Source organism: Streptomyces sp. NPDC049970 (assembly GCF_040660235.1).
GTDB lineage: Bacteria > Actinomycetota > Actinomycetes > Streptomycetales > Streptomycetaceae > Streptomyces.
Genome location: NZ_JBFALP010000016.1, coordinates 33,480 through 52,921 on the forward strand (window position 1 = coordinate 33,480; position 19,442 = coordinate 52,921).

At 68.3% G+C, this 19,442-nt stretch carries 16 protein-coding genes, 1 tRNA gene and 3 pseudogenes; 14 read left to right on the plus strand and 6 right to left on the minus strand.

Annotated features, from left to right (window positions below; all coding sequences use genetic code 11):
* Positions 1-68: 68 nt before the first annotated feature.
* The 9 genes from AB0I83_RS24310 (at position 69) to AB0I83_RS24350 (ending at position 8,643) form a co-directional block, all read left to right on the plus strand.
* Positions 69-1,478 (plus strand): FAD-dependent oxidoreductase, encoded by a 1,410-nt coding sequence (locus AB0I83_RS24310; protein ID WP_363306112.1) that lies wholly within the window; start codon positions 69-71, stop codon positions 1,476-1,478.
* 258 nt (positions 1,479-1,736) lie between these two features.
* On the plus strand, positions 1,737-2,423 hold the full coding sequence (locus AB0I83_RS24315) for a TNT domain-containing protein (protein ID WP_356531370.1): 687 nt from the start codon (positions 1,737-1,739) through the stop codon (positions 2,421-2,423).
* Between the two features lie 75 nt (positions 2,424-2,498).
* A complete protein-coding gene (locus AB0I83_RS24320) occupies positions 2,499-2,864 on the plus strand; it encodes a hypothetical protein (RefSeq protein WP_363306113.1) in 366 nt (121 codons plus the stop codon).
* Between the two features lie 39 nt (positions 2,865-2,903).
* A complete protein-coding gene (locus tag AB0I83_RS24325) occupies positions 2,904-3,308 on the plus strand; it encodes a VOC family protein (RefSeq protein ID WP_363306114.1) in 405 nt (134 codons plus the stop codon).
* Positions 3,309-3,665: 357 nt separating this feature from the next.
* On the plus strand, positions 3,666-4,952 hold the full coding sequence (locus AB0I83_RS24330; protein WP_363306206.1) for an ice-binding family protein: 1,287 nt from the start codon (positions 3,666-3,668) through the stop codon (positions 4,950-4,952).
* A 198-nt stretch (positions 4,953-5,150) separates the two neighbouring features.
* Positions 5,151-5,852, plus strand: coding sequence for a DUF5819 family protein (locus AB0I83_RS24335; protein WP_363306115.1), 702 nt, complete (start codon positions 5,151-5,153; stop codon positions 5,850-5,852).
* A 133-nt stretch (positions 5,853-5,985) separates the two neighbouring features.
* Positions 5,986-7,068 (plus strand): HTTM domain-containing protein, encoded by a 1,083-nt coding sequence (locus tag AB0I83_RS24340; RefSeq protein ID WP_363306117.1) that lies wholly within the window; start codon positions 5,986-5,988, stop codon positions 7,066-7,068.
* Positions 7,069-7,153: 85 nt separating this feature from the next.
* On the plus strand, positions 7,154-7,588 hold the full coding sequence (locus AB0I83_RS24345; protein ID WP_363306118.1) for a DUF393 domain-containing protein: 435 nt from the start codon (positions 7,154-7,156) through the stop codon (positions 7,586-7,588).
* A gap of 200 nt (positions 7,589-7,788) precedes the next feature.
* Positions 7,789-8,643, plus strand: a complete 855-nt coding sequence (locus AB0I83_RS24350; protein WP_363306119.1) for a helix-turn-helix transcriptional regulator — start codon at positions 7,789-7,791, stop codon at positions 8,641-8,643.
* A gap of 120 nt (positions 8,644-8,763) precedes the next feature.
* On the opposite strand, the pseudogene AB0I83_RS24355 reads toward AB0I83_RS24350, so the two are convergent.
* From AB0I83_RS24355 to AB0I83_RS24370, 4 genes and pseudogenes are all read right to left on the minus strand, one after another.
* Positions 8,764-9,042, minus strand: a pseudogene (locus AB0I83_RS24355) (LysR family transcriptional regulator); the annotation flags it as partial.
* On the minus strand, positions 9,039-11,789 hold the full coding sequence (locus tag AB0I83_RS24360) for a hypothetical protein (RefSeq protein ID WP_363306120.1): 2,751 nt from the start codon (positions 11,787-11,789) through the stop codon (positions 9,039-9,041). The pseudogene AB0I83_RS24355 and the gene AB0I83_RS24360, both read right to left, overlap by 4 nt.
* 154 nt (positions 11,790-11,943) lie before the next feature.
* Entirely contained in the window at positions 11,944-12,474 is a 531-nt protein-coding gene (locus AB0I83_RS24365; RefSeq protein WP_363306121.1) for a hypothetical protein, read from the minus strand.
* Between the two features lie 649 nt (positions 12,475-13,123).
* Positions 13,124-13,507, minus strand: a pseudogene (locus tag AB0I83_RS24370) (mobilization protein); the annotation flags it as partial.
* Positions 13,508-13,769: 262 nt separating this feature from the next.
* On the opposite strand from AB0I83_RS24370, the gene AB0I83_RS24375 reads away from it, so the two are divergent.
* Positions 13,770-14,423, plus strand: coding sequence for a hypothetical protein (locus AB0I83_RS24375; RefSeq protein WP_363306122.1), 654 nt, complete (start codon positions 13,770-13,772; stop codon positions 14,421-14,423).
* A gap of 79 nt (positions 14,424-14,502) precedes the next feature.
* A pseudogene (locus AB0I83_RS24380) lies at positions 14,503-14,637 on the plus strand (site-specific integrase); the annotation flags it as partial.
* 120 nt (positions 14,638-14,757) lie between these two features.
* Here the strand turns inward: AB0I83_RS24380 and AB0I83_RS24385 are convergent.
* A tRNA-Thr gene (locus tag AB0I83_RS24385) sits at positions 14,758-14,831 on the minus strand.
* A gap of 177 nt (positions 14,832-15,008) precedes the next feature.
* On the opposite strand from AB0I83_RS24385, the gene ugpC reads away from it, so the two are divergent.
* The 3 genes from ugpC (at position 15,009) to AB0I83_RS24400 (ending at position 17,557) form a co-directional block, all read left to right on the plus strand.
* On the plus strand, positions 15,009-16,145 hold the full coding sequence (ugpC, locus tag AB0I83_RS24390) for a sn-glycerol-3-phosphate ABC transporter ATP-binding protein UgpC (protein WP_356531364.1): 1,137 nt from the start codon (positions 15,009-15,011) through the stop codon (positions 16,143-16,145).
* A gap of 242 nt (positions 16,146-16,387) precedes the next feature.
* Positions 16,388-16,801, plus strand: coding sequence for a hypothetical protein (locus tag AB0I83_RS24395; RefSeq protein ID WP_356531363.1), 414 nt, complete (start codon positions 16,388-16,390; stop codon positions 16,799-16,801).
* Between the two features lie 36 nt (positions 16,802-16,837).
* Positions 16,838-17,557: a nucleotidyltransferase family protein gene (locus AB0I83_RS24400; RefSeq protein WP_363306123.1), complete on the plus strand. Its 720-nt coding sequence runs from the start codon at positions 16,838-16,840 to the stop codon at positions 17,555-17,557.
* An 88-nt stretch (positions 17,558-17,645) separates the two neighbouring features.
* On the opposite strand, the gene AB0I83_RS24405 is transcribed toward AB0I83_RS24400, so the two are convergent.
* The gene (locus tag AB0I83_RS24405) at positions 17,646-19,238 is read right to left on the minus strand and encodes a DoxX family protein (RefSeq protein WP_363306124.1); all 1,593 of its coding nucleotides are present in this window, start codon (positions 19,236-19,238) and stop codon (positions 17,646-17,648) included.
* Between the last annotated feature and the right edge of the window lie 204 nt (positions 19,239-19,442).

A 19,442-nucleotide genomic window follows, 5' to 3' on the forward strand; every position in this document is an offset into this window, starting at 1 on the left:
CGGTTCAGCCGGGCGTAGAGGTAACGTCCCTGCAGCGACTCGGCCGGACACGGACAAGCAGGGGACCCATGAGCACCGTCAGTACCGTCAACGGCGGCATTTCCTTCTGGTACGCGCACGAGGGCACCCCCGCCCCCCGCGAGCCCCTCACCGGCGACAGCAGCGCCGACGTATGCATCGTCGGCGGCGGCTACACCGGGCTCTGGACGGCGTACTACCTCAAGAAGGCCGTCCCCTTCCTCAACATCACCGTCCTGGAAGCCAGGTTCTGCGGCTACGGTGCGTCGGGGCGCAACGGCGGTTGGCTCTACAACGGGATCGCGGGCCGCGACCGCTACGCCGAACTGCACGGCCACGACGCCGCCGTCCGCCTCCAGAAGGCGATGAACGACACGGTCGGCGAGGTCATCCGCGTCGCCGGCGACGAGGGCATCGACGCCGACATCCACCACGGCGGCGTCCTCGAAGTCGCCCACACCCCGGCCCAGCTGGCACGCCTCAAGGACTTCCACTCCGTCGAGATCGCCTTCGGCGAGACCGACCGCGTGCTGCGCGGCGCCCGCGAGACCGCCGAGCGCGTCCGCGTCAGCGGGGCCGTCGGCTCCAGCTGGACCCCGCACGGCGCCCGCCTGCACCCGGCCAAGCTGGTCAACGGCCTCGCCGACACCGTGGAAGCCCTCGGCGTCACGATCCACGAGTCGACCCCAGTCACCGAGATCAAGCCCAAACACGCGGTCACCCCGTACGGCACCGTGCGCGCCCCATATGTGCTGCGCTGCACCGAAGGCTTCACCGCGGGCCTCAAAGGTCACGCGCGCACCTGGCTCCCCATGAACTCCTCCATGATCGTCACCGAGCCGCTCCCCAAGTCCCTCTGGGAGACCATCGGCTGGGACGGCCGCGAAACCCTGGGCGACATGGCCCACGCCTACATGTACGCCCAGCGCACCGCCGACGACCGCATCGCGCTGGGCGGCCGCGGAATCCCGTACCGCTACGGCTCGGCGGCCGCACGCGTCAACGGAACGACCCGCACGCAGCCCGCCACCATCGAGGCCCTGCGCGACCTGCTCGTCCGCTTCTTCCCCACGACTGCGGGCACCCGCATCGACCACGCCTGGTCCGGCGTGCTCGGCGTACCCCGCGACTGGTGCGCCACCGTCACCCTGGACCGCAGCACGGGCCTCGGCTGGGCCGGCGGCTACGTCGGCTCGGGCGTCGCCACCGCCAACCTGGCCGCACGCACCCTGCGCGACCTGATCCAGCAGGACTCCGGCCAGGCGGGACCCACCGAACTGACCGCACTCCCCTGGGTCGGCCACAAGGTCCGCCGCTGGGAGCCCGAACCCTTCCGCTGGCTCGGCGTGCACGCCCTCTACGCCGCCTACCGCGCGGCGGACCGCCGCGAGGCCACCTCGTCCCGCGCCGACACCGACCCGATCGCGAAGGCGGCGGACCGCATCTCCGGACGCCACTGACCCGGCCCCCTCCCCGGGGGCTGTCCCGACTCGCGGACAGCCCGCCGCGGCCCCCTGGGCGTCGTCCGGTAGGCCGATCAGGAGAACGTGCGGCTCCGTACGGGTGACAGCGCGCACCCCCGCCCTCCCCAGTGGCCGAGAGCGCAATTGACTGAGGGGCACCACATGACGGCGCCCCTCTCACGGGGCGCCTTCGCGCGACCTCGACACCCGTGCGCGCCCTCCGGCCGGCGCGGGCACTGCGAAGGGACCAACTGTATGCGGGTGCTGCGGAACATCGTCTGGAGCGCGATCGCCTCGCTGCTCCTTCTCGTCGGGCTGTCACCGACGGCCGCCCACGCCGACACCGGCGACAAGGGCGGACCGGGAGCCCACTGCCCGACCGACGGCAGGACCCGGGGGACGAACGGAGCGCCCATCCCGGCGCTGGAGCAGTACTACCTCGACGACTGGCGGCTCGGCCCCGAGGTGCTGCCGAGGACCGGCGCCATCGGCGCGATGCTGCGCGGCTACCACCGCACCGGCCCGACGTCGGCGTACTGGTTCCTCGGTTGCTACTGGCAGACCAACCCGGCCACGGGCGAGTCGGGTTGGTGGTACCCGGACAACAACGGCTTCGTCCTGGACCGAGCAGGCAACCCGGTGCAGAAGGCCCTGACCCTCCGCGTGGGACAGCTGGTCGACCTCTTCGGCAGCGGGCGCGGCAACTTCCTCGCCCCGGCGGGGACGCCGTACGCCAAGCGCGCCATTCCGCCGAGCAACCTCGTCAGGTACACCGACGACTACCCGTACAGCTACCACCTGTACAAGGTGAAGGAAGCGTTCACCGTGCAGGCCGGCCGCATCCGGCCCTGGTTCGGGCAGCCCGGCCTGGGAATCCAGTACATGACGGACAAGCGGATCCCGGAACTGGTCACCGAGCAGAAGCTCGAAGCCCTGAACTGACCGAGTACGCACTCTCCTGGGCGGGTTCCGGCACGGCCGGGGCCCGCCCAGGCTGTTGGAAGGGGAACCCGCGCGATGAACAGGACAGAACTCACCGAACGCCTCCGCCGCGAGGGAGTCCCGGACGCGCTGTACGACATCCCCGGCGTCCACGGCACCCCCATGCAGTTGGACGCCTACTACGTCCTGCGCCCGGAGGCGGACGCGTGGCCGGTGCTTCTGCGCCAGCGCGGCCAGGACAGCGTCATCGCGCGCTTCGGAACCGAGGCGGAGGCATGCCGGTACCTGTACGAAACGCTCACCGACGTACCCCCGCCCGTACCCGGCGGCGCGGAACGGATCGAACGCCTGCTGGCGGACGCCGACGACATCCAGCGGCAGGCGGAGGAGGACTTCGAACAGGCCCCCGGCCACGAGGGCGACGAACCACGCGGCACCTGAGCATCCGGAACGGACGGGCCGCTTCGTACGATGCCGCGCATGGCATGCCGAATCAGTGAGCTGGTCATCGACGCCACCGCCCCCGAGCCGCTCGCCGCGTTCTGGAGCGAGGTCCTCGGCTACGTCGAACTCGACCGGGAGGCCGACGGAAGCATCGAGATCGGACCACCCGGCACAGGCTCCGGCGGCCCACAGCCCACCCTCGTCATCAGCCCCACCGACGACCCGCGGCCCGCGAAGCTCCGACTGCACATCGACGTCGACGCCACCGACCGCGACCAGGACGCCGAGCTGGAACGACTGCTCGCCCTCGGCGCCAGGCCCGTCGACGTGGGCCGGACAGGGAACGACGGCCGGCACGTCCTGGCCGACCCGGAGGGCAACGAGTTCTGCCTTTCGCGCACCCGGCTCCGGCCCCTCCGACCGGCGCCGCCCCTGTGTTGAGTCTGTGCGGGAGTTGAGGTCGTGGGCGCGCCGCGCCCAACTGGAAGCGGTTCGCTGATCTCACCTGGACGGCGGCACGACGACCTCTCGGATGGGGTTTCTTGCAGTCGCACCCGAGAAGTTGCGCCATGCGGGTCAAGGAAATAGGCGCACCGGAGTGAATAGGATTATTATCCGCACCAATGAATCTCTATTCTAATTTAAATAGCACGCTGCCACAACAGAAATTACCGGCATCAAACCCGGAGCGCCAAAAATTACTGCGTAATATTCGGCGACAACGTGACGGCGGCCGGGCTGTTTGGTTGGGCCGGGTGTGCCGTGGACCACGACTCTCCGACAGGAAATGGCCTCTCGATGAAGTTGAAGATCCCCAAGTTGGCTTCCCGCCGCGCCTTGTCCGGCTGGCTTGCCTCGGGGCTTGCCGCGACCGTTGCCGGCGTCATGGTCGCTGTGACGCCGACGCAGGCGCTGGCCATCGCAATTCCCGTGCCGCTGGGCACGGCTGCCTCGTACTCCGTTCTGGCGGGTTCGGAGGTCACGAACACGGGGCCCTCGGTTATCAGTCAGGATCTCGGGGTGAGCCCGGGGACGGCCATTACCGGGTTCCCGCCCGGGCAGGTGCTCGGTGCAGTGCATTCCGCGGACGCTGCGGCACTGCAGGCCAAGAGTGACTTGGTCGTGGCTTACAACAACGCCGCGGGCCAGGCCACGGATTTCGCGCTTGCGGCGGGTATCGGGAACGGCGACACGCTGCTTCCGGGTGTGTACACCGCTTCATCGGGCGTGGGGCTCACCGGCGACCTGGTTCTGGACGCCGGGGGGAACCCGAACGCGGTCTGGGTGTTCCAGATTCCTGAGGCTCTGACCACGGCGTCCTCCAGCCGGGTGCTTCTGACGAACGGCGCGTCCGCCTGCAACGTGTACTGGCAGATCGGTAGTTCCGCCACGCTGGGCACCACCTCCACGTTCGTCGGCACGATCATGGCTCTGACCTCGATCAGCGTGACCACGGGGACGAACATCCAGGGCCGTGCGCTGGCTCGCAACGGCGCCGTGACGCTCGACAACAACCGGATCTTCCCGGGGACTTGCTCGACCACGACCACGGGCGGGACGACGACCGGCACCACCACCGGAACCACGACGGGGACCACCACCGGAACGACGACCGGCAGCACGACCGGCGTCCTGGGTGGTGTGCTCGGCGGCGTGACGACAGGCGGTGCGACGACGGGCGCGGTCGGCGGTCTCCTCGGCGGCGTCTCGACGGGGGGCCTGGTTGCCGGCCAGGTGACCGGCGGTACGTCCGGAAACATCTCCGGCAACACCTCGGGCAACGTGGCGGGAAACACCATCGGCGGTAACACCGCGGGCAACACAACCGGCAACAACACCGCGGGGAACGTCACCGGCGGCCACGGTGGTGGGCCCGGCGGTCCGGATCACGGTGGACCGGACAAGGGCCACGAGGGTGGACCCGGCAAGGGCCACGAGGGCAAGCCGGAGCACGGTCCCGAGGGCAAGCCGGGCCATGGTCCCGAGGGCAAGCCGGGCCACGGAGGCGACGACAAGCACGGCGAGCACCACGGCTACGGGGACATGCCCGATGAGCAGGGTGGCTCCGAGGGTCACGCGGGCTAGGTCCCGGATCCGGCACGGCGGTTCCGAGGAGCACGGGGGCCAGGTCTCGGACTGACCGCAGGTATCGGATGACTGGATGACAGTTCGACGGCATGCGGCAGATTCTCCATCTGCCGCATGCCGTCAGTGGTATTCGCGACAACGGCCTTATCTGCGAGAGTTGGCATGAGAAAAACTGGGTGGGCGGTGTCAGGCGGCATGCAAGCAGTGGACACGGAAGAAGTGCGACAGTCCGAGTCCGGTCCGCCCGACGCCGACAGCAAGAGTGAGGCTGTTTCGGCGAACCGGGCGAGAGCTGCCCGTGCCCTGCACAAGGGTCTGTTCACCGTGGTGGTCTTGTGTCTGGTGACAGCTGTTACTCACGTCGCCATGGTGTTTCTCCATGTGGCACCCGCGAATCCTGTTTCGAAGCGTTACAGCCCGCAGGTGAACGCGTGGGTGTACCCCCTGTTCGAGCAGAACTGGCGGCTGTTCGCCCCGGATCCCGACTCGGCCAATCGGCAGATCCTCGCGAGGACGTCGCACACCGCGCCGGACGGATCGGTCCGGGTGAGCGACTGGTTCGACCTGGCCGCTGTGGATTCTTCGGCAGTCGAGCACAGCGCATTCCCGAGCCACACCGCGCAGAACCTGCTGCGCCGCGCGTGGACGACCTACGTCGAACTGCACGGCGGCGACGACGGAACGACCTCGGAACGGGCCGTGATGCTGCAGCAGTACCTGCGCAACATTGCCGCTGACCGTCTCGCGGACCACAGCAGCGGTCCGTTCGAATTCATCCAGCTTCGTGTTCTGACGCTGCCGATCGCGGCTCCCGGCACGGCGGCTTCCAAGCGTCCGCCCGTACCGGTCGAGAACCGGCTTCTGCCCTGGTGGAAGGTGACCCCTCATGGGAACTGAGCAACTCCCCCCATTCCCGTCCCCGGCCGTGACCCCGAACCGGCCGGCACAACAGGAGACAGCGGACGGAGTCGTCGTCCGGTGGCTGAGTGAACGAAGCGGCGCGTTCTGGAATCTGGTGACCGGCCGGCCGATGTCCTTGTACGCGGCCGCGGTCCTGCGCATCGGGTACGGACTGCTGTACACCGCCTTCCTCCTGCGTGAGTTCCCGCACCGGAACGAGATCTGGGGCCCCGGCTCGCCCTGGACACCGGAACTGGCACAGCAGCTCTTCGAGCAATCGGGCTGGAACAGCATCCTGACTCTGTCCGGCAGCCGTACCTACTTCGAGTTCTGCTATGCGGCGGCCGTGGTGACGTCGGTTCTGTTCACGCTGGGCTGGCGAACCCGCCTCATGTCCGTCCTGTTCGCCGTCGTGGTCGTCTCCTTCCACGCGAGAGCGATCTTCATGACGGACGGGGGAGACAACCTGATCCTGCTCATGGCCCTGTACCTCGTCTTCACCGCGTGCGGCCGACGCTGGTCCCTGGACGCGCGCAGAACCAGGCGAGCCATCGCGCGAGCGGGCACGAGGCCGCCACCACCGAGGAGGAGTTTCTGGCTACGGCAACTGCACGACGCCCGGGTCACGCTGACGACCGCGGTGCACAACTGCGGACTCTTCGTCATCGCAGCCCAGGTCTGTCTCCTGTACGGAGCAGCCGGCCTGTACAAGGTCCAGGGCGCCTCGTGGGGCGGGGGGACCGCCATCCACTACGTGCTGAACCTCGACCTCTTCCAGCCCTGGCCGGCCCTCTCGCATCTCGTGGATCAGTACCCGACGGTGATCGCGGTCGCCAGTTACGTCACCGTGCTCCTGCAGGTCGCCTTCCCCTTCGTGCTCTTCGGCAGGCTGAAGTACCCCGTCCTCGCCATGCTGCTGGGTATGCACATCGGCATCGCCGTCCTCATGGGACTTCCCCTGTTCTCCGGGGCGATGATCGTGGCCGACGCGGCGTTCCTCCCCGACCGCTTCTACATGTTCCTGGGCCGCTCCGCCCGGCACGTGACTGCGCGGGCCAGCCTGCGACGGCAAAGAACCTCCGAGGAGCCGGACTCCCGGTCCGTGCCTCCACAGCTCAGAGGAGGTCTGTCCACTGCGGGTCAGCAGATCGCTTCGGCAGGAGTACGTCCGGCTTCAGCCGACAAGGACAAGCTGGTGCCCGACCCGCGCTGAGCGCCCGACCATCACTTCCGACGTCGGGTTGCCTCAGCGGACGGCCGGCCCGCACAGAGAATTGCGTTCAGACAGAGACGAGCCCATGCACCAGCGATCTGTACCCGCCGTGTTGGTCTACGACGGTGACTGCGCCTTCTGCACCACCTCGGTGACCTACATCATGCGGCGATTTCGGCCCAAGTGCGTCGCTGCGCCCTGGCAGGTCGCAGACCTCGACGCTCTCGGCGTCACCCAGCGGCAAGCCCAGCACGAACTCCTGTACATCTCGCCGACAGGAACGGTGTACGGCGGCGCGCAGGCGGTCGCCGAACTCCTGCTTCGCTCGGGCGGCATCCGGGCCTGGGCCGGCGGGCTGCTCACCTTGCCACCGGTCCGCTGGATCGCCCACGGCGTCTACCGGATCATCGCTACCCACCGTGACCGCCTACCCGGCGGCTCACCGGCCTGCGCGGTGCCGACCGGGCCGACCCGCGGTCCCTGGCCGGCCCCCGGTTCCGTTGAGCGGCGGAAGGCCTAGCAACCCCCGGCCGAAGCCCGGCAGTTCCCTTCGCCGCTGCAGGAGGTCACTCGGTTACGCCACACGGGTGGACTCCTCCACGCGGTCGTATGAAGACCTCAGCACAGCAATGCACAATGCGCACAAGATTCTGATCTTGGCCGCCTGTTGAGCACCGGTGCGCCCATTACGCCGGAGATGCACTACCCGTGGTCACGAGGATGAGCCCCATCGTCAGGAAGCGCCGCCTGGGAGCCGAGCTCCGTCGACTCCGCATCGACAGCGGGCTGACCGGCGGGCAGGTCGCACAGCGCCTCCTGATCTCCCAGCCGAAGATCAGCCGTCTGGAGAACGGCCACTGCGCCATCAGCCCGCGCGACGTCCGTGACCTGTGTTCTCTCTACGGAGTGACCAACCAGCAGGTACTCAGCTCCCTGATGCGAATGGCAGAAGAATCCGGACAACAGGGCTGGTGGAACGCCTACGGTGACATCCCCTGCAGCGTCTACATCGGCCTGGAGACCGATGCTCGCTCCATCCGCTGCTTCGCACCCATGGTCATTCCCGACCTGCTGCAGACCCCCGCCTACGCCCAGGCAGTCATCGAGGAAACGATCCCTCCGGTCACCGCCGAACAGACATCCAACCGCCTGAAGGTGCGACTCCGCCGTCAGCACCGGATCTACGACCCCGCCGACCCGCTGCGCCTGAGCGTCATCCTCGACGAATCAACGCTACGTCGAGTCGTCGGCGGCCCCGGCCTCATGCGCGAGCAGCTGGAGCACCTGAACGCACTGAGCGCCGAACCGCACATCACCGTGCAGGTCCTCCCTTGCGCCGCGGGCGCCCTCCCCGGCGTCGCAGGTTCGTTCTCGATCCTGAGCTTCGCGGACAACCTGGAAGCAGAGGTGGTGCACGTCGAGGGATCGACCAGCGACCTCTACCTGGAGAAACGATCCGAACTGGAGCACTACGACCTCATCCACGCCCACTTGCAGGCCCGGGCGCTCAGCCCTGGCGACACCAGGCACTTCGTCTCCACCATCAGGGGGACCTACGACCGCGCCACACCATGACCCGTCGAAGGCCTGGAGCCCGAAGCCCGCACACCCCGGCCGATCCCCGTCCGATCCCCGGTCGGCATGCATCCTGGCAACGCGTTGGGGTGGCTGGGCAATGAAGTCTGCCGGAGAGGACTAGGGCGTGTCGGCCAATTCGGTCATGTGGTCAGCGGCCCACCCATCCGGCGCCCACACGTCGTGCGGGGTTCGCGGGCCTGCGGTGCACAGATAGTCGCGCAGGGCGGTCAGTACGGGATGCTGGTCTCCGCTACGGAACAGCAGCGCGTGCGGGTAGACCGGGGTCGGGTCGTGCAACGGAATGCGCCGTAGGTCGTGGGTCTGGGGCCACAGGTACCGGTCCCCGCTGCCGACGAGGGTGGCCAGCGAGGCCGAGTCGGCCAACGCGTCCATCAGGGGCCGTAGGAGTAGGTCGCCGTACGCTTGCCCGACGCGTCGACCAGGCCGATGACGGAGTTCTGGGCATCAGTGAGGTAGTACTGACTGGTGCCTCCGCTCTTCATCGCCACGAGCGTGCCCGAAGGCTCGCGGACAAAACCTGTGGCTGTGCCTGAGACGCTCTGGCTGGTGATGCCGACGGCGGCGTTGGTGAAGGTGGTGGAGCCGGCCTTCAGGCGCTGGGTGTTGTCGGTGCCAGCGTAGGTCTGGTCGATGGTGGTGCCGGACTGGGTGTAGGCGCCGAGCTGGGTGTGCGGCGTCCACGTCTCAGCGGTGCGGGTGCCGGTGGGGCTGGCGGCGGAGGTCTCGTTGCCCGCGCCGTCGTAGGTGAAAGCGTCGTTGCCGTCGAACGAGGTCAGCTCTCCCGCATTGTTGTAGACGGCCTTCTGCTCGGCGTCGTCACAGCTGGAGGGAAGCGACGTTCCGGTGGAGCGGCCGGTGCGGTTGCCGGCCTTGTCGTAGCAGTAGGACCAGCCGGCCGTGGTGGAGACGGACTTGGTCTCGACGGCCTTGGTCAGGCGGCCCAGGGTGTCGTAGGTGTAGGCGGTGGCGGCGCCGTCGGTGGTGCGCTTGCGGACCTTGTCGGTGTCCTTGCCCGCGTCGGCGTAGTCGTAGGAAATCGTCGACAGGCTCGTGGAGCCGGACTTGACCTCGATCTTCGTGGGACGGCTGGAGTCGTCGGAGGTGACGGTCTGCGTGGTGCCACCGGGGAAGGTGGTCTTGGTTCGGTCGCCGTTGTTGTCGTAGGTGAAGCTGGTCTTGGCTCCGCCGGGCTCAGCGACGGAGGTGAGCTGGTTGGCGTCGTCGTAGCCGTAGGTCACGGTGCCGGCGGCATCGACAGCGGTGGCGACGTTGCCGGTGGCGTCATAGGTGATCGAAGTGGCCGGAGTGCCGGGCAGAGCGCGGGTGCGCTCGCGGTTCTGCTCGTCGTAGGTGAATGTCGACGTGCCGCCGGGGGCTGTGCGGGTCTTGAGGTTGCCGTCCGCATCGTAGGTGAACGTCGCTTTCGCCGAGCCGGCGTTCTGCGTCTTGACCCGGTCGCGGCCGTCGTAGGTGTAGTTCGTGGTGACGCCGCGCCCGTCGGTCATCGTCTTCTGACGGCCGAGGTCGTCGTAGGTGTACGTGATCGGCTTCAGCGGGGACGGCGGGGCGACCTTGGTCAGGTTGCCCTTCGAGTCGTAGGTGTAGGACGTCTTCTGGTCCCGCGGGTCCGTGGCGCTGCACCGCTGGCCGGGCAGGCCACCGCAGTCCATGGCTCCCGTCTTGGGGTTGTAGTCGTAGGTCCACTTCGCGCCGGTGCCGCCGGTGGTGGAGTCGGTCGACGTCAGCAGGTTGCCGGAGGTGTCGTAGCCGTTCGCCGTCTTCTCTGAGGATGCTGAAGTGGCAGTCTCGGGGAAGTAGCCGCTGCCCTTCTTCACCCACGTCGATGTCGCCGAAGCTCCGGTCGGCAGGGTGACAGTGGTGGGGTTGAAGGCGCTGTCGTACTTGTAGCTGGTGACGTTGCCGTCGTCCGGGGAGGCGCCCATCGCGTCTGTGGCCGTCATGACGTTGTTGTCCGGGCCCCAGGACTTCGAGCGCTTGTGTCCGAGCGGGTCCTCGGTGTTCTTGGTGCGCCAGTAGCCGTCGACCGTCTTGATCGTGTGCTTGCCGCGGGGGTCGGTGACGCGTACGACTCCCTCCGCGTTGGTGTTGTTGGCGGGCAGGATCCAGCGGAAGGCGGTGGTGTTGCCGGCACCGGTGGTGTTGGTGACGACGCGGGTCACGGAGGCGACCTTGTCGCTGTCCCAGGTGAGCTTCGTCTGCCGTCCCTCGACCGTGGTCACCTTGACCAGGCGGTTCGACGTGTCGTAGTCGAAGGTGGTCGTCCTGCCGTCGGTGTCGGTGAACGTCTTGATCAGGTCGCCGGTGTAGGTGTAGGCGACCGTCCGGCCGGTGTTGTCGGTGACCTTCGTGACGTGTGTGCCGTCGTTGGTGACCGTCAGCGTGCGCCCGGATGCCGAGGTGATCTTCGAGGTGAAGCCGCCGGAGTACGTGACGGTGGTGGCGTTGCCGTTCTTGTCCTCCACCTTCGACACCCGCGCATCACCGGTGGTGCCCGTGCGGGTGAACGTGGTCTTCTCCCCGCTGGAGCGACTGGTGAGGGTGAAGGACCTCTTGTCCGACGCCTCGGTCAGGTCCTGCTTGTAGCCCTTGGCCGGGGTGAAGCCCGAGCCCGAACGGGCGAAGACCGCGACCGTGCCGGAGGGGCCTTCGACGGACACCCCGTCGGGAGTGGGTTCCTCGACGTGGTGGTCGGCCCCGGTCGTGGCGTTCCAGCCCACGCCGTTGAGGCTGTTGAAGGTGTTGCCGTAGGCCAGGCCCGGGCCTGCGTCGGCGATGTCGAAACCGTCGACGGTCAACAGGAGGTTGCCGTTGGCGTAGTTGACCTGAGCGCTGACCCCGCCGGAGAGCTGGGCGGTGTGGAACTCCGACCACGGGACCTGCCCGACACCGACGGCGTAGAAGCCCGGGTCCGCCGCCGCAGACTTCACCAGCGGCTGACCGGTCGCCTTGAACAACGTACTCGTCGGGGCCTTGGTCGCTCCCAGCGGAGTCGGGCCGGGCTTGGCCGACGCGGCGGCGGGAGCGGTCGTGTGCGGCTGGGCGTTCGCCGGGACGGCGGTGGCCATGGTGGCGGTGGCGGTGGCCACGGCCAGGATGGACAACGGCAGCAAGTGTCTGCGGTGCCGGAATGCGGGCATGCGAGGATTCACGAAGGTCTCTCCGATGCGTTGGATGAAATTGGAGCAGGGCTGACGGGGCGGCACCCCTGCACGGGTGCCGCCCCACCCTGTTGATGGGGGCGGTGCCGGTTGATGCTCAGCAGCGCTTTTCGGTGCGGGCGGTGTACGTGGCCTCGTTGAGGATGCTGATCGCACCGTCGCCGGAGGTGCACTCGTCCGCGGTCTTTGCGGCGTTGCTCCAGAACTCCTGGGCGTGGGTGTCGAAGACGTCCTTGCGGCCCACCAGCACGTTGCGGTTGAAGGACCACACCCCCACCGTCAGGTCGAACGTGATGTTCTTGTCCAGGAAGGACTTCCACGCCCACACGTAGGCGTAGTTCTCGTCGCAGTTGGGCGAGTAGAACTGCTTGACCGAGGCGATCTTCTCCGTGCCACGCCAGACGTACTCCGTCGCACCGATCTGAGCGGCGTCCGAACACACCCCCGCCGCCGTCGCGACCGCGCTGAGCGGATTGCCGGCCTCCGTCCCCGCAGCCCCCGCCGCCTCGTTCGCCGACCGCTGCTGAGCCGTCTGCCCCGGCCCTGTACCCGCCGACGCGACCCCCGTACCCAGCAGCGACAGCGCCGCCCCCGCAACCGCCACCACCATCATGTGTTTGCGTCTCACGTTGATTCCCCCCTGCGAACCGCGCAGCCCAAAAAAGCCCGTCACAACCGACCAGGCGACTCACGCGAATGAAGGCGCACCAACGGGTGCACCTTCACATCATCACCACTCCCCCTACCGGAACGGCTGATTCCACGGAGGAAACCACAGGCCGTAGTGAAAGTGACAGTGCGTCAAGTCACGGAAAATGAGAGCGCTTTCCGTGGATGCAATGGCACAGCCGCCAACCTGCCCCACCTCACCAAGGCGCGGAACGCGCGTAGATGCATGAGGCACGAAAACCACACCGACTGTGACTTGAGTTACAAGCGTGGCGGTGTCGCGGGGTGGATAGACGACAATATTTGCTTCTCGGCAAATATTGTCGTCTCGGGGGTGTGACCGCGGATCCGGGCAGGAGTGCACGGCGGGCCCGCGCTCCGTCACCGGCGGTGCCTCTATGTCGTTCGCGATCCCGAGCTGTCCGTTCTGGGCCCTCGGTCCCGTTGATGCGGCGAGGGTGACTCAACCGCGATGCCGGGCACAGAGTCACCGGAATGTCCGTATCGCCCTCAAGGAGGCGGCCCGCCGGGCCCGTCCCACGGTCAACCCGGCCACGATCGTGAAGGGCCCTCGTGTTGAAGAAGAGAAGGTTGAGCCGTACTCGGTCGATCTGCGACCGCTGGGCACGGGCGATTGCCGCACTGGGTGAGCGCAGTTGAGCACGATGGTCGGCGGTGCTGCTTGGGCAGTGGGCTTCGATCAGTTCGCCCAGAGCGCTGACGTTCGCCTGCGTCCGTGCGTCCTCGTCGGCGCTCGTGTTGGTGGTCTCCGGGCGGAGGGTGTCGCGGGCGTCGATGCCTGGTGCCAGAGAGTGGTGGGTCGGTCGCGACGGGCTGTGGGGTGTTCCTCCGGTGCGCTGGTTTCCAGGCGGGCCTTGAGCATGGGCAGGGCGAGGTCGGGGGCGATCTTCCCGCCGGGGTGGTAGATCTGCGTAGCCGAGGAGGTCTCCGGAGGGGCCGCGTCGGGGCTTGACCAGGATGTCGTCGGCTTTCTGCATGGCTCTTCCCCGGCGGCCGGCCTGGACGGCCGATCAGCACCACACAGCTGACCCAGCGCCTGCACCAGCTCGGGATCCGGCCCAATCAGGCCCGCAGCACCGCTCTCTTCCAGCTCGTCACCGAGATCCCGGCCCCGATCCTCGCCCGCACCCTGGGCATCCACACCCATGTCGCCGTCACCTGGCAACGTCTCTCCCCGGGCGACTGGGCCACACATGCCAATGAAATCAGCCGACGCACCGCAACGGAGAACAGATGAAGCTGCCGGTCATGATCCACCAGGCCCGCTTGGGAGCCGACGAGTTCAGAGTCATCCGGCCTGCGCAACCTCTGAGCCATGCAGTACTCATCGACCACGATCGGCATCTGGACGTCTATCTCGACCAAGACGCCGCCCGACGCATCGCAGGATTGTGGATGCTCGCCGCACGCTCGCCTCGTTCGCTGATTCACCTGCCAATGCGGGCGAACCGCCCGCCAGTCCGGGAAGTACCGGACGACATCGGCTTCCAGCTCGACCTCGTACTCTTGCACCATTCGCTGCAGTTTGCCCCCTCCTTCTGGAAGCAGGTAAGGAGTCGACTCGGCGCCGGCCGTCCCCAGACCGTGAACTTGCCCGACAGAGACCCTGTCGACAACGCCGCAATCGACTGGGCAGCACGCCATTACCAGGAGAACCGCGACCTGTTTCACCAGCACCTTCATGCCGAGACGCTGTTCATGACCGGCAGCGCGAAGGTGTTCCGAGAGACCGCTCGGCACTTCCTCGATGTCGCCCGCAACGGACCGAGCTATGTTCCGGCCCACCCCGGCTATCCGTACTTCTGCACCGAGCTCCACTCGAATGACGGCACCCTCGGCGACGCCCGCGAGATCCACATCGAGTACTGCGACCAGTGGAAGTCATGATCCACAGTTGCCGAGCACGTGCCGGCTACGGATGGCGAGGCAGTCATTCGGACAGTCCCGATACCTGCCGTCACCATTAAGCGTCCTGCCCCACGTCGGCAGGAGCGCCGCCGAGGCCACAGCCAGGCTCGTCCCCCTCCAGCGCAAGGCCGAGGCCGAGAAGGCGGCGCTCAAGGCCGCGAAGAAGGAGAAGGCCAAGAAGGAGGGTCCCTGAGCGGCTCCGCTCACGCACCGCTCACGCGGGCCCGCCCGCCGCGCCCCGGCCATCCGGCACGCCATCCCCGGAACGACAGAAAACCCCAGGTCACGGGCTATGTGACCTGGGGTTTCTCGGAGCCCCCTATCGGATTCGAACCGATGACCTACGCATTACAAGTGCGTTGCTCTGGCCAGCTGAGCTAAGGAGGCGTGCCGGTGCAGTCTAACCAATCCGAGGGGCTGGTCCCGCTCAATATTCGCGACCGCTGACTACTGACAGATCAGAAATCGCCAGGTAGCGTCACCTCAGGTTCACTCCAGTGGACCACACCACTCCCTTACTCGGATCGTCCGGCACGTTCCTGCCGGTGGAGGAGAAGAATCGCCATGGCCAGTGTCACGTTCGACAAGGCGTCCCGCGTCTACCCCGGCTCCACGAAGCCGGCTGTGGACCAGCTCGAGATAGACATCGAGGACGGCGAGTTCCTCGTCCTCGTCGGTCCTTCCGGTTGCGGCAAGTCGACCTCCCTGCGCATGCTCGCGGGTCTCGAGGACGTCAACGGCGGCGCGATCCGCATCGGTGACCGCGACGTCACGCACCTGCCGCCGAAGGACCGGGACATCGCCATGGTGTTCCAGAACTACGCGCTCTACCCGCACATGTCCGTCGCGGACAACATGGGCTTCGCGCTGAAGATCGCCGGGATCAACAAGACCGAGATCCGGGCGAAGGTCGAAGAGGCCGCCAAGATGCTGGACCTCACCGACTACCTGGACCGCAAGCCCAAGGCGCTCTCCGGTGGCCAGCGCCAGCGTGTGGCGATGGGCCGTGCCATCGTGCGTGAGCCGCAGGTCTTCCTCATGGACGAGCCGCTGTCGAACCTCGACGCCAAGCTCCGTGTCTCGACGCGTACGCAGATCGCGTCCCTGCAGCGCCGCCTCGGCATCACCACCGTGTACGTCACCCACGACCAGGTCGAGGCCCTCACCATGGGCGACCGTGTCGCGGTCCTCAAGGACGGTCTGCTCCAGCAGGTCGACTCGCCGCGCAACATGTACGACCGCCCGGCGAACCTCTTCGTGGCCGGCTTCATCGGCTCCCCGGCGATGAACCTCGTCGAGGTCCCGATCACCGACGGCGGCGTGAAGTTCGGCAACAGCGTCGTCCCGGTCTCCCGTGAGGCGCTCTCCGCCGCCGCCGACCGCGGTGACCGCACCGTCACCGTCGGCATCCGCCCCGAGCACTTCGACATCGTCGAGCACGGCGGCGCCGCCGCGACCGGCCTCTCCAAGGCCTCCTCCGACGCCCCGGCCGGTCTGGCCGTCTCCGTCAACGTAGTCGAGGAGCTCGGCGCCGACGGCTTCGTCTACGGTGCCGCGCAGGTCGGTGGCGAGCACAAGGACCTGGTGGTCCGCGTCGGCGGCCGCGCCGTCCCGGAGAAGGGCACGGAGCTCCACGTCGTGCCGCGCCCGGAGGAGCTGCACGTCTTCGCCACCTCGACCGGCGAGCGCCTGACCGACTGATCACCTGACCGACCGGTCACCTGATCATCACGCTGCGGCCCCGCGTCCTCCTGGAGGAGGCGGGGCCGTTTGCGTTCCGCGTCACGGCATCGGGTTTTGGATCTGTTCGGCCCCAAATACCCCGACACAACGGTCAATTCATCCGGGCACGTCAACCCTCGATTCGAAAAAGCCTCTCGAACCATCCCCCGCAGGGGTGACGAAATGTCGCCGACCGGTCACTGCCCGCTACGCTCGCCTGCGTGACCCACACCGCGCGCCGAATCGGCCGAACCCTCGCTCTCGTACTGCCAGTCGTCATGGTCCTGTCCGGGACCCTCGCGGTCACCCGCGTGCAGTGGTCGGGGCAGGACACCGAAACCCAGTTGCTGACCGCCGCCTCGGAGACCGTGGCCAAGCAGAAGAAGGCAGCGGCTCCGCAGGACATCCTGCGGGACAAGCTCCTGCTCGAACTCCGTGAGAAGGACCCGGGCGTAGCCCTGACGAACCTCCAGCGTGCCGTCGAGGGACGTCCGTCACTCGCCAGGCACTGCATGTCGATCGCCAAGGCGCTGGGCAAGGCCGCCGTCGACCAGTACGGCCCGACGCGTGCCCACCGCTTCTCCCGTCCGGTCTGCGACACGTCGTTCGCGTCGGGCGTCGCACAGTTCAGCTGAGCCGGGCCTGCCCGGGCACGGCATATCGTGCCTGGCATGCATACGTATCCGACGCAGGCCGTGATCCTGGCGGGTGGCCAGGGGTCACGGCTGCGCCCGTACACCGATGACCGCCCCAAGCCGATGGTCGAGATCCCCGGAACCGGGACGCCGATCATCGGCCATCAGCTTTCCTGGCTGGCCTCCGAGGGCGTGACCGACGCCGTGATCTCCTGCGGTCATCTCGCCGATGTCCTTCAGGAGTGGCTGGACTCCGCCGCTCTTCCGTTGCGCGTCACGACCGTCGTCGAGACCGAGCCACTGGGCCGGGGCGGCGGTCTGAAGCATGCCGCGGCGCGACTGCCCGATCCGTCGAAGCCCTGGTACGCGACCAACGGCGACATCTGGACCCGCTTCTCGCTGCGGGAGATGGCCGCCTTCCACGCCGAGCGGGACGCCACGGCGACGCTCGCACTGGCCCGACCGCGGATCCCCTGGGGCGCCGTGGAGACGGACGCCTTCGGCCACATCACCGACTTCATCGAGTCGCCGCCGTCGCCGTACCTGATCAACGCGGGTGTGTACGTCTTCGCGCCCGCGTTCACCTCGATGCTGCCGGACCGCGGCGACCACGAACGTACGACGTTCCCCAGGCTGGCCCGGGAACGCCGGCTCGCCGGGTTCCCACTGCCCCACGGTGCCTACTGGCGGGCGATCGACACCGCCAAGGACCTCACCGAGGCCGCGAAGGAGCTGGGCGCCGACGCGGGCACCTGAGGCCCTCGCGCGTGTCGAAACCCCGCACCCCGTACGTGAGGGCGGCCACCGGATGCCGGTGGCCGCCCTCACGGCGTGTGGCGCGGGATCAGCCGAGCAGGCCGCCGATGGGGTTCTGGCCGGCTCCGCCGCCGTCCGTACCTCCGCCGGAGCCACCGTCCGAACCGCCGCCGTCCGTACCGCCGGTGGGTCCGCCCGAGCCGCTGGAGCCGGAGGAACCGGAACTGTCGTCACCCGCCGGGGGCTCCTGGGGCTCCGGCTCCTGCGGAGGAGCCTGGCCGGTGCCCTGCGTCTGGCTGGGCTGCCCCGTGCTCGCCCCGGCGGTCGGGCCGGACTCACGCGCGGAGTCGGAGCCCGGGGTGGACTGCTCCGCCGACGGCGTACCGGGAGCGCTGGAGGGAGAGGTCTCCGGACGACGCCCCTCCGGGGTGCTGGAAGGCTTGCGCTTCTTGTCCTTGGCCTCGCCGGGGAGCGGGGATCCGGGCAGCTGGTTCGTCGGGTAGCTGTCGGGGCCCGGCACCGTGACGACCTCGCTGGAACGAACCGCTCCGCCGAGCATCGAACCCACGAGCAGCGTCAGACCCACGACCACGGTGGCGACCGCGCTTCCCCGGCGCAGCACCCTGCGGCGGAGTTCCCCGATCTCGGAACGCGGGCCCAGCGTGCGCCAGGCCTCGCCCGCGAGACGCCCGTCCAGGGAGTAGACGGGAGCACCGGCGATGACGAGCGGGCTCCAGGCGGCGAGGAAGAGGATGTCCGACGCACCGTACGTGGCGACGCTGCGCCAGCTCACCGTCACCAGGATGGCGGCGGACAGCAGGGCTCCGAAGGCCGCGGCGACGCGCTGCCAGAGGCCGAGCAGCGTGAGGACGCCCACGACGACCTGGAGGAAGGCGACGGAGAGTCCGGCGCCGACGGGGTGGGAGAGCGCGAAGTCGCGCAGCGGCTCGGCGGCGGACCAGGGGTGCAGCGACGACAGCCACTTGACCATGGAGCCGCGGTCGCCGCCTTCGAAGTACGCGGGATCGCAGAGCTTGCCCATGCCGGCGTAGATCGAGATGAAGCCGAGGAGGACGCGGAGCGGGAGGAGTACGACGCCGAGGTTCATCCGGCGGTCGGGGTAGTAGGCCTGCCGGACGCCGTCACCGGCGTGCCGGCGCTCCCCTGCGGTGGCACGGTCGCGGCCCTCGTCGTCGGCGTTCTCGTCGCCGTGGTCCATGTCGTAGGCGCCGTGCTGCGGCGGCTCCGCCGAGTCGTAGGCGCCGACGGCCTGCCGCATGGGGGGCAGGAGCGGGCCGGTCCGGCCGCCGCCGTGCCTGTGCGGGGCGGGGACCACCGGGTTGGGCTGGGTCTCGTCGAGGCGCGGGATGACCTGGGTGCCGCCGCCCGCGTCGTCGTACCCCGCACCGAAGTCGCCGCCGGGGCGGGAGTCGAGGTGGCCGGCGGTGGAGTTCCGTACGGCCTGCAGGAGTCCGGTCGCTCCGGGGTCGCCAGGCTCGGACCTGCCGCTCCAGACGACGGGGGCCCGCCTACGGCCTCCCGCGCCGCTCATGGCGGGGATCCTCGCCGGTCCGGCGGAGCCCACGGGGCGCAGACGAGTGCGCTGGCCCGGGGCGAGCTGCACCCGGAAGCTGGCGTGGCTGACGATGACCTGTGCGGGGTCGCTGTCCACCTTCGTCATGCTCAGGGCGGGTTGGTCGTCGAACCGAGGCGTTCTGGTGTCCACACTCATCTAACCGAGTGATGTGTGATTAGGACACTGCCTCGCCTCATCGAAAGTGTCCGAGACCCGTCAACAGCCCTTCTCTCAAAGGCCGCTCGCGTATAGCAAACACACCGAGCGGGAGGGAAGCGGGCCGCTTCGCGGAGGGTCGGGGCAGTGGCG